We start from the raw sequence: 13,387 nt of genomic DNA, 5'->3' as shown, positions 1-13,387 counted from the left end.
CCGGAGCGCGGCGAAACCCGGTGAAATACGTCTACGCTGGGGACGGCCCCGGGCCCTCGCCCCTGCCTCTCGGGCATGCGGCGGTCACCCCAGCCCGGACCCGTACGCCCGGAGGAGAAGCAGCAGATGCCCGAAGACCGCCCCACCCTGCCGCCGGTGCGGCTGCACTCGGAAGCGGAGCTGGCGCGGGACGCGCTGGCCACCCCGCTGCTGACCAGGGCCGTGAAGCTCGCCCGTTGGGCGGGCCCGGACACCCGAGTGGGCGCGGGCGGCGAGCTGGCCGAGGAGCAACTGGCCGCGGCGGCGGCGGAACTGGGCCTGGACACCGAGGACGACGGGCCCGCGTACGCGAGCGAGGCCTGGCGTACCGCCGTCGACACCGGCCTGGTGGACGTCGACGATCCGGACGACGGCGAGGCCGAGTACGGCACCGCCTCCGCGGGGGAGAACCTGGCGCTCATCACCTCCGGCGGGCCGCAGGACGTCCTCGCGATCTGGCTCGACGCGCTGGAGGCCGTGCACGCCGACGCGATCGCCCCGCTGCTGGACGATCTGGCCGACGCGATCGGCGACGACGGCGAGATCGACTACGAGGCACTGGACTGGGACCCGGACGCGGAGGCCGAGTTCCTCGACGGTGTGCTCGGCAACCTCTATCTGCTGACCGTCACCGACGGCGGCGCGGGCGACGAGCCCGTGCCGCTGCCGGCTCTCGCCGCGTCGGTGATCGTGCCCGACGACATGGGCGAGCCGACCGACGACGTGCTGGAGCAGGTCTCGGTGGCGATGATGCGGCTGGACGACCAGTTCCGGCTGCTGGAGCCGGTCGGTCTGGTGGAGTACCGGCCGGTGGACGAGGCCCTCATGGCCGAGGTCCCGGACGACGCCGAGGCTCCGTCCGCGGTCGACGAGATGGACGTCTCGCGGTACGGGCTGGTCAAGCTGACCCCCCTCGGTCTCTACGGCATCCGCACGCGGATGCTGGAGGGCGGGATCGACGCGCCGGCCGTGGGAGACCTCGCGGACAAGGGCGCCGACGCCCTGCTCGACGGACTCGCGCAGTACCCCGAGCGGGCCGCCCGCGCGGAGACCGAACAGTGGCTGGCCCGGCGCGAGCCCGCGATCGCCGCGCACGAACTGCTCGGCGCGGCCCGGGGCGTCGACAAGGGCGCGCCACTGCGCCGGCTGCACTGCCAGCAGGCGCTCACCCTGGTCGGCGCACAGGCCGAGTCCGAGGTCCGCGCGGTCCTCGACGACGCCGAACTGGGCGGTCTGGCACGGGTCTGGCTGGCCGAGCGCGGCGCCTCCGACGTGCCCGCGCCACCCGAGTCGATGATCTTCTGGCTCGCCATCGACACGATCGCGGCGCAGCTCGACGCGGACGGTGAACTGGAGGAACTCCAGGGCCTGGTGGAGGGTCTCGCGGGTCAGCACAGCGGCTTCTTCGACGCGGCCTGGCGGGTGGACCACCCGGCGACGCCGGAAGTCCTGGAGGCGATGGGCCGTCTGCACCCGGACAGGAAGGTGGCCAAGGACGCGCGCAAGGCGGCGTTCAAGGCCCGCTCCAAGCCGGGCGCCTGAGCGCGGACGAAGCGAGGCGGTCGGGGCGCGCCGGGCTGCGGTGGGGACGCCGGCAGCGGCTGGGACTCACACGGCGCACCCGTCCCGGCCGACGTGCTCCGGTCGACACCCGTCCCGGCCGACGTGTTCCGGTCGACAGCCGTCCCGGCCGACGTGTTCCGGTCGACAGCCGTCCCGGCCGACGTGTTCCGGTCAACAGCCGTCCCGGCCGCCGTGTTCCGGTCGACAGCCGTCCCGGCCGCCCGCGTCGCGTTACGTCCGCAGATGTGACGCCCCGTTGAGGTCGAGTACTGCGCCCGACGACCACTCCGCCGCCGGGGACGCCAGCCACAGCACCGCCGCTGCGATCTCCTCGGCGGACGCCACCCGGCCGAACGGACTCTGCGCGCGGATCGCCTCACCCTCCGCGCCGCTCAGCCGGTCCGCCACCCGCTCCGTCTCGAAGAAGCCGGGCGCCACCGACGCGACGGCGATGCCATAGGGCGCGAGGGACACCGCGAGCGACTGGCCGAGCGCGTGGACGGCCGCCTTGGTCGCCCCGTAGGCCGGATGGTCCGGCTCACCCCGGAACGCCCCGCGCGAGCCGATGTTGACGATCCGTCCACCCGTGCCCGCCTCGATCATCCCGCGGGCCGCAACATGGCTCAGGTTCGCCGTCGCCAGGAGGTTGACGGAGACGTGCTGCTGCCAGACGGCCGTCCAGCGCTCGTACGGCGTCGAGGGGAGCGGATGCGCCTCGTTGACGGCGGCGTTGTTGACCAGCACATCGATGCCGCCGAGCTCCTCCGCCGCCCGCACGGCGACCGACCGCGCGGCCTCCGGGTCCGACAGATCACCGCCGAGCAGCACATGCCCGGTGCCGGGGAGGGAGTCGAGCGTCAGCCGCGCCTCCTGTTCGCGTGAGCCGTAGTGCACGGCGACCCTGTCGCCGTTGGCGGCGAAAGCCTGCGCGACGGCGCGGCCGAGGCCCCGGGAGGCACCGCTGACGAGAACGCGCCTGCCGGTTGCGGGGAAAGTCATGAACTGCACGGCCTTTCGGAGTCGGGACGTCTGCCTGCGCCCTGTGTACGCCATGGCACGCGTGGGCCGTCGACCGGCCCTGTCGAATGCGTTCCCCCATCGGCGGGGCTAGCGAAAAACCCTTCGCGCCGCCGCATAGCCGCCTCCTAGAGTGATGCCTGTCCAGGTGCGAAGGCAGGACCTACTTCCACTGTTAATGGGGCGGTCGCGGGTTCGAGTCCCGCCATCGGCTTTCCCGCCGATGTAGCTCAGACGGCAGAGCACCTTGTCGGTTCCGCCGGCTTCGACCTCTGGACACATGCTTTATGCACCTCCCGGTGCGCAGGCTGCGGCTACTTCCTTTCACGAAATCACGCCGCCGCCACCTTTGATCTCGGGAGGCCGGCATGCGGGGGTCGCAAAGGCGCGGAGAGTGTTTTCCGCATTCCCCGGTGCTGCCCCTCCCCGTCGAATTCGGGGGAATTCACATGGCACGTTTCAATGTGCGCGGCGCGAAGGCGTCGGCCACCTCGCCCGTCCGCTCGACCGGCCGTACGATCCGCACGCATCAGGGCGGCAAGGGCGTCGAGCGCGACGCGCGTTCCGAGCTCTTCCTGCTCGCCGTGGCCAACTTCGTCTCCCAGCAAACCTTCTACGAGTCGGGCGAGGACCGCGACAGCCGTTTCGCGCAGCTCGTGCGCACGCTCTCCGTCGAGGACCCGGAGTGGACCGCGGGCCTGCTCGGCTGGCTGCGAGGCGAGGGCAATCTGCGGACCGCCTCGATCGTCGGTGCCGCTGAGTACGTCAAGGCGCGGCTCGACGCGTCCGTGACCGCCGGCCCCTCGAACCGTCAGGTCGTCGCCTCCGTGCTGCGCCGTCCCGACGAGCCGGGCGAACTGCTCGGCTACTGGACCTCGCGGTACGGCCGGAACGTGCCCAAGCCCGTCAAGCGCGGCATCGCCGACGCGGTCGCCGGCCTGTGGAACGGCAAGGCCCTGCTGAAGTACGACACCGCCGGCAGGGGTTACCGCTTCGGCGACATCCTCAACCTCGTGCACGCCTCGCCCGATCCGGCGAAGCCGTGGCAGGGCGAGCTGTTCCGTTACGCGCTCGACCGCCGGCACAACCCGGACACCGCCGAGCCGCCCGCCTCGAACCGCGCGCTCGTCGCGCACCGCGCGCTGATGGCCACCCCCGTCGCCGAGCGGCGCGCGGTGGTCACCGCGCCCGACGGCGCCGCTCGTCTCGCCGAGGCGGGCATGACGTGGGAGGCGCTCGCGGGCTGGCTCCAGGGCCCGATGGACGCGGCGGCCTGGGAGGCCGTCATTCCGTCGATGGGACCGATGGCGCTGATCCGCAATCTGCGCAACTTCGACGAGGCGGGTGTCCGCGACGAGGTCGCCGAGCGGGTCGCCGCCGAGATCTCGGACCCCGAAGTGGTCGCGCGGTCGCGGCAGTTCCCCTTCCGCTACCTCGCGGCGTACCAGCACGCTCCGTCGCTGCGCTGGTCGTACGCGCTGGAGAAGGCGCTCGGCCACTCGCTGGCGAACGTGCCCTCGCTGCCGGGCCGGACGCTCGTCCTGGTCGACCGCTCCGGCTCCATGTGGGCGCGTCTGTCGGAGCGTTCCGAGCTCAACCGGGCGGATGCCGCGGCGGTGTTCGGCGCGGCCGTGGCCATGCGGGCGGCCCACGCGGACCTGGTGGAGTTCGGTACGACCAGCTCCCGGGTGAGGTACCGCCGGGGCGAGTCGGTGCTGAAGGTGCTCGGCCGCTTCGGCGACCTGGGCGGCACGGACACGACACGGGCCGTACGGGCGCACTACCGGGGCCACGACCGGGTCCTGATCGTCACCGACGAGCAGGCCGCGTACAGCCACTACGGCGACCCGGCCGAGCAGGTCCCGGCGCAGGTGCCGGTCTACACCTGGAACCTGGCGGGGTACCGGGCGGGCCAGGCGCCCTCGGGTGGTCCGAGGCGGCACACCTTCGGCGGACTGACCGACGCGGCGTTCCGGATGGTGCCGCTGCTGGAGCGCGGCCACAGCGCCGACTGGCCGTGGGTCCCGGCCACCTGACGGTCCGGGCCCTGTTGTGCTCCCATGAGATTGACATCTAACATGTCAGTCATGGGAGCACTGCGGCCCGTCGGGCGGACTCTGCTGCGGGACACCGCGTACGCGGCCATTCGTGACGCCATCGTGTGCGGCGAGCTGCCGCCCGGGGAGCCGGTGCGCGACGCCGACCTCGCGGTCCGGCTGGGCCTGTCCCGGGCACCGGTCCGTGACGCCCTCGCACGGCTCGCCGAGGAGGGACTCGTCGAGACCAAGCCGCAGAGCTACACCCGGGTGACCCGGCTCGACCCGCGGGCCGTGCGCGAGGCCGCCGTGGTGGTGCGGGCGATGCACGAACTCGCCGCGCGGACCGGAGTGCCCCTGCTCTGGGCGGACGGCGTCACGGCCATGCGCGAGGCCAACGACCGCTTCGTACGGGCCACCCGTACCGGCGAGGTGGGCGCGGCGCTGCGGGCCGACGACGACCTGCACGACGTGCTCGTCCGCACCTGCGGCAACCGTGCGGTCGCTGCGACGATCGCCCGCTTCACGCCGCTGCTGCGCCGACTGGAGTGGCGCCGGTTCGCCGAGGCGGGCGCGCTGGAGTCGGCGGCCCGGCACGAGCGGCTGATCGACGCCTGCGCCGCGGGGGACGCGGACGAGGCGGCCCGGATCACCGCACGCATCTGGCGCTCCCTCGAAGACCTCGCCGACGACCAGGACGGCACCGCTGCGGTCCATGGAGACCAGGCCCGCCCCACGCCGGCCGACGGCGAACAGGACATCGCCCCCTGACCCGAAGGAGCTCAGCATGTCGATCTCGTCGTACGAGCGCCATCCGCTGCTGTTCGGCCCCTCCCCGGTGCACCGCCTCGAACGTCTCACCCGCCACCTCGGCGGAGCGGAGCTGTGGGCCAAGCGCGAGGACTGCAATTCGCCCCTCGCCTACGGCGGCAACAAGACCCGCAAGCTGGAGTACCTCGTCGCCGACGCGCTCGCCCGGGGATGCGACACGCTCGTGTCGATCGGCGGCGTCCAGTCGAACCACACCCGCCAGGTCGCGGCCGTCGCCGCCCGCACCGGGCTGGCCTGCGTGCTGGTGCAGGAGAGCTGGGTGGACTGGCCGGACGCGGTCTACGACAAGGTCGGCAACATCCTCATCAGCCGGCTCGCGGGTGCGGACGTCCGTCTGGTGCGCGCCGGATTCGGGATCGGCGTCAAGGAGAGCTTCGAGCAGGCGCTGCGCGAGGTCGAGGAGGCCGGCGGCCGCCCCTACGCCATCCCCGCAGGCGCCTCCGACCACCCGCTCGGCGGACTCGGCTTCGCGAACTGGGCGTACGAGGTCGCCGAACAGGAGAGGGAGCTGGACGTCTTCTTCGACACGATCGTGGTCTGCTCGGTCACCGGCAGCACCCAGGCCGGGATGATCGCCGGGTTCGCCGCGCTCGAAGAGGCGGGCGGGCGCCCGCGCCGGGTCCTCGGGATCGACGCCTCGGCGGCTCCGGACCGCACCCGCGAGCAGATCGGCCGTATCGCCCGGAACACCGCCTCCCTCGTGGGGGTGGAGCGGGAACTGCGGGACGAGGAGATCGAACTCGACGAGCGCTACCACGCGGGCACCTACGGCATCCCCGACAAGGCGACGCTGGACGCCATGCGACTCGCGGCCCGTACGGAAGGAATGGTGACGGACCCGGTGTACGAGGGTAAATCCATGGCAGGGCTCATCGACCTGGTCGAACGGGGAGAAATCGGGTCCGGGGCTGTCGTGCTTTATGCCCATCTGGGCGGGCAGCCGGCGCTCAATGCCTACAGCGCGTTGTTCTGATGCGGCCCGAGGGGCCATACTCACGGTAATGACCAAGTCAGCCGGATCCCGGCGCCATCTGCCCTCCAGTCCCTTCAACAGAACGGCCCCGGCAGCCCCGCCGATCGAGCAGTACGAAGTGGGTGACCGGGTCTCGCACGACCAGTTCGGCCTCGGCAGAGTCATCGCAGTCGAGGGTGACAACGCTGCTGTGCTCGTCGATTTCTCCGGTCGCAAGGGAAGAATTCCGAGCCCTTACTCCAAGCTGGCCAAGCTCTGAGCTCCACCGCCGCCGGGCCCGACGTCGATGCGAACGACGGAGGGCCCGGCGGCTGCGGTTACAGGGCCTGAGCGGCGGGCTTCACCATGCCGCGCACGGTCCGGGACTTCACGAAGTCCCCGATGGCGGTCATCTCCCACTCGCCGGAGAACTGCTTGATCAGCTTCGCCATCATCACGCCGGTCTGCGGCTCCGCGCCGGTGAGGTCGAAGCGCACCAGCTCCTCGCCCGACGCCGCGTCGATCAGCCGGCAGTAGGCCTTGGCGACCTCGGTGAACTTCTGGCCCGAGAAGGAGTTCACCGTGAAGACCAGGCCGGTGGCGTCCGCCGGGAGCCTGCCGAGGTCCACGACGATCACCTCGTCGTCACCCGCGCCCTCGCCCGTCAGATTGTCGCCGGAGTGCTTGATCGCGCCGTTCAGGATGGTCAGTTTGCCGAAGTAGCAGCTGTCCAGGTGGTTGCGGTTGGGGCCGTACGCGATGACCGAGGCGTCGAGGTCGATGTCCTTGCCGCGGTAGGCGGGCTCCCAGCCGAGGCCCATCTTGACCTGGGACAGCAGCGGACGGCCGCCCTTGACCAGGGACACCGTCTGGTTCTTCTGGAGACTGACGCGGCCCTTGTCGAGGTTGATCTTCCCGGCGCCGGGGGCCGGAGCCGCCGGGGGAGCGGCAGGGGCCGGAGGGGCCTGGGCGATCCGCGGGTCGGGCGCGGCGGGTGCGACCGGGGCGGGCTGGGCCGCGGGAGCCGCAGGCGCGGGGGCCGCCGCGGGCTCCTCGTCGACCGAGACGCCGAAGTCGGTGGCGATTCCCGCCAGTCCGTTGGAGTACCCCTGGCCGACCGCACGGGCCTTCCAGGCGCCGTTGCGCAGATAGATCTCCACGATGACGAGCGCCGTCTCGGAGCCGAGCTGCGGCGGGGTGAAGGTGGCGAGCGCGCTGCCGTCGTCGGCGTTGCGGATGGTGGCGGTCGGCTCGATGCCCTGGAAGGTCTGTCCGGCGGCGTCGGGGCTCGCCGTCACGACGATCTTCTCGATGCCGGGCGGGACGGCGGCGGTGTCCACGATGATCGCGTCCGGGGCGGTGCCGCCGCCGGAGCGGTGACTCACACCGGGGCCCGCCGGCTGGTTGTAGAAGATGAAATCGTCATCGGAGCGCACCTTGCCGTCGCCGGTGAGCAGCAGGCCCGAAACGTCGAGCCGCACCGGGGCGGCGACGTCCACCGCCACGCGAGCGGCGGAGAGAGGGATGTTCGAGCCGGGGGTCATAGCTGTCATGCCAGGGGTAACGAGCGAGGGCGCTTTACCGTTCCCTTACCGTTCTCACCGGTTGCGGGGGTGATTTCCGGCCACCCGCTCGTTCCCGAACTTGTACGCGCCGGTCCAGCGGGCCATCACCAGCTGCGCGTCACCGGACCCCACCTCCGCCAGGAACTTCTCGGCGCGCGGACCGCGCAGGGTGCCCGCCGACCGGCCGCGGTGGGTGATGACGACGCTGCCGTCGCCGCGCTGTTCGTACGTGAATCCGAAAGGTCTCGCCATGGCCGACATCCTGGCCGGTGCGCGGCACTCCCGGCACGCGAATATTCGTCCCGGCCCGGGGCCGTTCGGGAGGGTGAAGTGGCGGTACGGGGCCGGTCAGTACGGCCACAGGGGCGGGTTGGTGACGAAGTGGCCCCCCAGATACGCGTGGTCCGGGTTGTCCGGGTCCAGTTCGCCCTGTTCGGCGACGAGCTTCTCCGCGTACTGCTCCGAGTCGTCCTGCGGCTCGTACCCGAGCGCGCGCGCCGTCGAGAGGTCCCACCACAGCCGGGTGTTGGCGGACGAGCCGTAGACGACGGAGTGGCCCACCTCCTCGGCGGTCAGGGCGGCGTGGAAGAGGCGTGCGCCGTCGCCGGGGCTCATCCACACCGAGAGCATCCGCACCGACGTGGGCTCCATGAAGCAGGAGCCGATGCGCACCGAGACGGTCTCCACGCCGTGCTGGTCCCAGTAGAGCTGGGCCAGGTCCTCGCCGAAGCACTTGGACAGGCCGTAGTACGTGTCCGGCCGGCGGGGGGTGTCGATCGGGATGAGCGCGGACGGGGCGATCGGGGCCTCGCCCCGCGGGCGCGGGGTGAAGCCGACGGCGTGGTTGCTGGAGGCGAAGACCACGCGCCGGACGCCCTCCTCGCGGGCCGCCTCGTAGAGGTTGTACGTGCCCTCGATGTTGGCGCGCAGGATCTTCTCGAAGGGGGCTTCCAGCGAGATGCCCGCCAGATGGATGACCGCGTCGACACCGCGGACCGCCTCCCGCAACGCCTCCTTGTCGGCCAGGTCGGCGGTGACGGCCTCCGGCTCCCCCTCGATCGGGGTGGCGTCGAAGAGCCGGAGCTCGTAGCCGTACGCGGGAAGCAGTCCCCGCATCAGCGTGCCGAGGCCGCCGGCTGCGCCGGTGAGCAGGACGGTGCGGGGATCGGGCATGGAGGGTTCTCCTTGAAATGCTCAGGTCCGTAGACAGCATTCACATGCATGGACACGCTAGGGAGTCATCGCGGCACCGTCAAGTGTGGCCCGGACGGTCCGGCTCCGCCTCTGAGTTGCGGTTTTCCGTCTTGACCTGCCCCGTCCGGCTGCCCTAGCGTGGCGGCGTTCAGAGATATGGACGTCGATCAGAATTGTGCACGAGTCGCGGAGGCTCGGTGCACGGCCCAGGGAGCGCCCGTGACCACAGCCCCGCTCGCCGCCCGGCTCACCCGGGTCCAAGGACCGCTGTTCTTCCCCGTCACCCCGTACGGAGCGGACGGCTCCGTCGATCTCGACACCCTCCGGGCCCATGTGCGCGCCGGCGTCGACGCCGGCGCCGCGGCGGTGTTCGCCTGCTGCGGGACGGGCGAGTTCCACGCCCTCACCCGCGAGGAGTTCGGGCAATGCGTCGCCGCGGCGGTGGACGAGACCGCGGGCGCGGTGCCCGTCGTCGCCGGAGCGGGCTACGGCACCGCCCTCGCCGTCCAGTACGCGCGGACCGCCGAGGAGGCGGGCGCCGACGGGCTGCTCGCCATGCCGCCCTACCTCGTCGTCGCCGACCAGGCCGGACTGCTGCGCCACTACACCGAGCTGGCCGCGGCGACCTCGCTCGACGTCATCGTCTACCAGCGCGACAACGCCCTCTTCACCCCCGAGACCGTCGTCGGACTCGCCACGACCGACGGGATCATCGGCCTCAAGGACGGCTACGGCGACCTCGACCTGATGCAGCGGATCGTCAGCGCCGTCCGCCGGGACGCCCCCGAGCGGGAGTTCCTCTACTTCAACGGGCTGCCCACCGCCGAACTCACCGGCCTCGCCTACCGCGGCATCGGCATCTCTCTCTACTCCTCCGCCGTCTTCGCCTTCGCCCCCGACATCGCCATCGCCTTCCACCGGGCCCTGGCGTCGGGCGACGACAAGACCGTGAACCGGCTGCTCGACGGCTTCTATGTGCCCCTGGTCGAACTGCGCAACCTGGGCCGCGGCTACGCCGTCTCGCTCGTGAAAGCCGGCGTACGCCTCGAAGGGCTCGGCGTCGGCGAGGTGCGCCCGCCGCTCAGTGAGCCGTCCGAGGCCCACGTCAAGGCGCTGGCCGCACTCATCGAACGCGGCCGGGCGCTGCTGGAGGAGCTCGCGTGAAGACCTCCGTCTTCCTCTACCCCTGGGACGTCGTCGGGGACCCGGACGCCGCTGCCCGCGTCGCCGGCCTCGGTGTCCGGCAGGTCACCCTCGCCGCCGCCTACCACTCCACCCGCGCGCTGACCCCCCGCCACCCACGGCACCGCATCGTCACCGCCGAACACGCCGCCGTGCTCTACGAGATGGACGAGGAACGGTGGGCGGGGCGCGAGCTGCGGCCGTACGCCCCCGGAGTCTGGGCGTCCGGCGACGCGTACGGTGAGGCGGCGGCCGCCCTCGCCGACGCCGGCCTGGAGGTGCACACCTGGGTGGTCCTCGCCCACAACTCCCGGCTGGGCGCCGAGCATCCGGACAGCTCCGTCGTCAACGCGTACGGCGACCGCTATCCCTGGGCGCCCTGCATCGCGCGGCCCGCCGTCCGGGAGCTGGTCGTGAACCTCGCCGCCGAGGCGGCGGCGCGGCCCGGCGCGCGTGGCACCGAGCTCGAGTCCTGCGGCTGGTACGGCCTCGCCCATCTGCACGCCCACGACAAGATCGCCGGCGTGGGCCTCGGTGACGCGGCCCAGTATCTGATGTCCCTGTGCTTCTGCTCCGCCTGCCGCGAGGGATACCGGCAGCGCGGCCCGGAACCCTCCGTGCTGGCGGCCGCCGTGCGGACGGCGCTGGAGCCGGTCTGGGCGGGGCGGGCACCGGGGGACGCGAGCATCGACAAGCTGCTGGGCGCCGAACTCGCCGCGGCGACACTCGACTTCAGGACACGCACCGCACGGACGCTCCAGGAGGACACGGTCGCCGCCGTGCGGGCAGCGGCCCCCGACGGCTTCCAGGTGCTGCTGCACGCCGACCCCGTGTCGTACCACTGCGGGGCCAACGCGGGCGTCGACCCGGCGCACATCCTGTCCGTCGCGGACGGAGTGGTGGTGCCGTGCACCGGTGGCGCGCAGCTGCTGAAGCCCTTCGCGGACCGCCGCGGGAACACGGACGTCCTGGCCGCCAACCTCACCGTGGTCGGCGGGATGGGCGGCAGCCCGGGCACGCTGGCCGAGGACGCCGCGCGGGCAGCGGAACTCGGGGCGACGGAACTGCGGCTGTACCACGCGGGGTTGGCGTCGGACGCGGACCTGGAGCTGGTGGCGGAAGCGTTGGCACGGGTGGTCTGAGGGTCGGCTGAGGCAGGTCGTGGTGACCGGCCGGTCTCAGGTTCCCGCGGGGACGTGCGCGCCGCGCCGCCCTCGCAGAGCCAGTACCGGCACCAGTCCCGCCGCCCCCGTGACCCACAGCAGCACCCGCACGTCGGCCACCGCGACCAGCCCCGCACCCGCCGCGAGCGCCACCGCGTTCGGGGCGAAGACCAGGGTGTTCGCGGTGGCGGCCGTGCGGCCGAGCCGTGCGTCCGGCGTCTCCCGCTGTACCGCTGTCAGCGCCGCGACCAGGACGCACGGCAGCCCCAGCCCGATCGCCGCACTGCACGCCGGCGCCGCCGCGTCGAACGGCAGTGAGCGCAGCGCCACCGCCACGGCGAACAGCGCGGTGCCGGCCGCCGCGTACGTCCGCTCCGGCATCCTCCGCAGCAGCGGGCCGGCGAGAAGTCCGCTGATCACCGACCCGACGCCCTGCACCGCGTACAGCACGCCCACGTACGCGGGGGAGCGGCCGAGCACGTCGTCGGTGACGGCGAAGATCAGCGCACCGTTCAGGCCCGCCAGCAGCATGACCGCGCCACCGGCCGACACCAGGGGGCGCAGCACCGGCGAGTGCCACAGATACCGCATGCCCGCGGCGGTCTCCGACCGCCAGGTGCCCGCGGCCGGGCGGTCCGGCCGCTCCTCCGGTACCCGCAGGGTCATGAAGATGACGGCGGCCAGCGCGAACGACACCGCGTCCAGCAGCGCGACCGAGGCGCCGCCGAACCGGGCGAAGAGACTCGCCCCGGCGAGCGGCGCCATCAGTTTCACGCCCTCGTTGGCCGTCATCCGCAGCCCGTTGAAGTCGCCGAGCAGTCTGCTGTCCACCACCGTCGCGACCAGTCCCGCCTCCGCCGCGTCGTGCACGACGGTGCTCATCCCGTAGACGACGAGGACGGCGAACAGGATCCACACCCGCGACGCCGAGTCCACCGACAGCAACGGCAGCAGGAGCAGGGACATCGCGAGGTTGGTGCGGATCAGCAGTGGCCGGCGGCGGACCCGGTCCGCGACCGTCCCCAGCAGCGGGCCGGCCAGCACCGGAGCCCACATCGCGAACGTCGTCAGCGCCGCCAGGCTGTCCGACCCGGTCAGCGACTTGACCCAGATGCCGGACACCAGCCACATCGCGGACGAGCCGAAGCCCGACACGACCACGCCGGCCAGATACAGCCCCGCATTGCGGTCCCGCAGCACCGCACCCACCCGCCGGCCCACAGCCCACCCGCCTCTCCCGATCCCGTCGTGCGGGTCAGCGTGACGGCTGAGGAGGCCGCGGCGGATCGGGCAGGTGACCTACATCCGTCGACCGGCGGGCCCTGACCCGGCGCTCGGCATCACCGCCGACCATGTGCTGGTGCTCCAGGGCGCGGGCCCCCGAGGTGGTCCCGGCATGCCCGAGTACGGCATGCTGCCGCTGCCCGGCCATCTGCTCCGGCAGGGCGTACGCGACATGGTCCGGATCTCCGACGCCCGGATGAGCGGCACGAGTTACGGCACCTGCGGCCTCCACATCGCCCCCGAGTCGCACATCGGGGGCCGCTGGCCCTCGTCCGCAGCGGCGACCCGATCACCCTGGACGTCGGGGCCCGGACCCTGCGGCTGGAGGTGCCGGACGCGGAGCTCGCCGAGCGGCGGGCGGCCTGGACACCACCGCCCGAGCGGTACGAACGAGGGTACGGCGCGCTCTACGGCGAGCAGATCACGCAGGCCGACACCGGCTGCGACTTCGCCTTCCTCGCCCGGCCGGGCAGGAACCCCGACCCGTACGCGGGTTGAGCCGCGGCCCCGGCGGGCGTCCGGCGTACGATGCGCCCTGCCCGTCGTCGTACTCAAGGGGTA

12 protein-coding genes, 1 tRNA gene and 1 pseudogene are annotated in these 13,387 nt (G+C 72.4%); 9 read left to right on the top strand and 5 right to left on the bottom strand.

Annotated features, from left to right (window positions below; all coding sequences use genetic code 11):
• Positions 1–126 precede the first annotated feature (126 nt).
• Positions 127–1,581, top strand: coding sequence for a hypothetical protein (locus ABTX78_RS23120; RefSeq protein ID WP_352208685.1), 1,455 nt, complete (start codon positions 127–129; stop codon positions 1,579–1,581).
• Between the two features lie 252 nt (positions 1,582–1,833).
• Here the strand turns inward: ABTX78_RS23120 and ABTX78_RS23115 are convergent, their stop codons facing one another.
• Entirely contained in the window at positions 1,834–2,601 is a 768-nt protein-coding gene (locus tag ABTX78_RS23115) for an SDR family NAD(P)-dependent oxidoreductase (RefSeq protein ID WP_352208684.1), read from the bottom strand.
• A 156-nt stretch (positions 2,602–2,757) separates the two neighbouring features.
• On the opposite strand from ABTX78_RS23115, the gene ABTX78_RS23110 reads away from it, so the two are divergent.
• The 5 genes from ABTX78_RS23110 to ABTX78_RS23090 all read left to right on the top strand — a co-directional run bounded on the left by ABTX78_RS23110 (position 2,758) and on the right by ABTX78_RS23090 (position 6,718).
• Positions 2,758–2,833 (top strand) — tRNA-Asn (locus tag ABTX78_RS23110).
• 235 nt (positions 2,834–3,068) lie between these two features.
• Complete coding sequence (locus ABTX78_RS23105; RefSeq protein WP_352208683.1) at positions 3,069–4,655, top strand: TROVE domain-containing protein; 1,587 nt, start codon at positions 3,069–3,071, stop codon at positions 4,653–4,655.
• Between the two features lie 51 nt (positions 4,656–4,706).
• Positions 4,707–5,426 (top strand): GntR family transcriptional regulator, encoded by a 720-nt coding sequence (locus ABTX78_RS23100; RefSeq protein ID WP_352208682.1) that lies wholly within the window; start codon positions 4,707–4,709, stop codon positions 5,424–5,426.
• A 16-nt stretch (positions 5,427–5,442) separates the two neighbouring features.
• Entirely contained in the window at positions 5,443–6,459 is a 1,017-nt protein-coding gene (locus ABTX78_RS23095; protein ID WP_352208681.1) for a 1-aminocyclopropane-1-carboxylate deaminase, read from the top strand.
• Between the two features lie 28 nt (positions 6,460–6,487).
• Positions 6,488–6,718 carry a hypothetical protein gene (locus ABTX78_RS23090; protein WP_313947053.1) on the top strand — a complete coding sequence of 77 codons (231 nt, stop codon included), beginning with the start codon at positions 6,488–6,490 and terminating at the stop codon, positions 6,716–6,718.
• A gap of 58 nt (positions 6,719–6,776) precedes the next feature.
• Here the strand turns inward: ABTX78_RS23090 and ABTX78_RS23085 are convergent, their stop codons facing one another.
• The 3 genes from ABTX78_RS23085 to ABTX78_RS23075 all read right to left on the bottom strand — a co-directional run bounded on the left by ABTX78_RS23085 (position 6,777) and on the right by ABTX78_RS23075 (position 9,176).
• The gene (locus ABTX78_RS23085; RefSeq protein WP_352208680.1) at positions 6,777–7,991 is read right to left on the bottom strand and encodes a TerD family protein; all 1,215 of its coding nucleotides are present in this window, start codon (positions 7,989–7,991) and stop codon (positions 6,777–6,779) included.
• 45 nt (positions 7,992–8,036) lie between these two features.
• A complete protein-coding gene (locus tag ABTX78_RS23080) occupies positions 8,037–8,255 on the bottom strand; it encodes a hypothetical protein (protein WP_352208679.1) in 219 nt (72 codons plus the stop codon).
• Positions 8,256–8,351: 96 nt separating this feature from the next.
• A complete protein-coding gene (locus ABTX78_RS23075; protein ID WP_352208678.1) occupies positions 8,352–9,176 on the bottom strand; it encodes an NAD-dependent epimerase/dehydratase family protein in 825 nt (274 codons plus the stop codon).
• A 240-nt stretch (positions 9,177–9,416) separates the two neighbouring features.
• Between ABTX78_RS23075 and ABTX78_RS23070 the strand changes: the two genes are divergently transcribed.
• Both ABTX78_RS23070 and ABTX78_RS23065 read left to right on the top strand, forming a co-directional pair.
• Positions 9,417–10,361 (top strand): 5-dehydro-4-deoxyglucarate dehydratase, encoded by a 945-nt coding sequence (locus ABTX78_RS23070; RefSeq protein ID WP_352208677.1) that lies wholly within the window; start codon positions 9,417–9,419, stop codon positions 10,359–10,361.
• Entirely contained in the window at positions 10,358–11,521 is a 1,164-nt protein-coding gene (locus ABTX78_RS23065) for a hypothetical protein (RefSeq protein WP_352208676.1), read from the top strand. Before ABTX78_RS23070 ends, ABTX78_RS23065 begins: the two co-directional genes overlap by 4 nt.
• Before the next feature lie 36 nt (positions 11,522–11,557).
• Here ABTX78_RS23065 and ABTX78_RS23060 read toward each other — a convergent pair whose 3' ends face one another.
• Positions 11,558–12,763 carry an MFS transporter gene (locus tag ABTX78_RS23060; RefSeq protein ID WP_352208675.1) on the bottom strand — a complete coding sequence of 402 codons (1,206 nt, stop codon included), beginning with the start codon at positions 12,761–12,763 and terminating at the stop codon, positions 11,558–11,560.
• A 103-nt stretch (positions 12,764–12,866) separates the two neighbouring features.
• Between ABTX78_RS23060 and ABTX78_RS23055 the strand changes: the two are divergent.
• Positions 12,867–13,324 (top strand): annotated as a pseudogene (locus ABTX78_RS23055) (dihydroxy-acid dehydratase); the annotation flags it as partial.
• Between the last annotated feature and the right edge of the window lie 63 nt (positions 13,325–13,387).

It is taken from the genome of Streptomyces sp. NPDC096193 (assembly GCF_040302905.1).
GTDB lineage: Bacteria > Actinomycetota > Actinomycetes > Streptomycetales > Streptomycetaceae > Streptomyces.
This window is presented reverse-complemented; position numbering and strand designations above follow the sequence as displayed.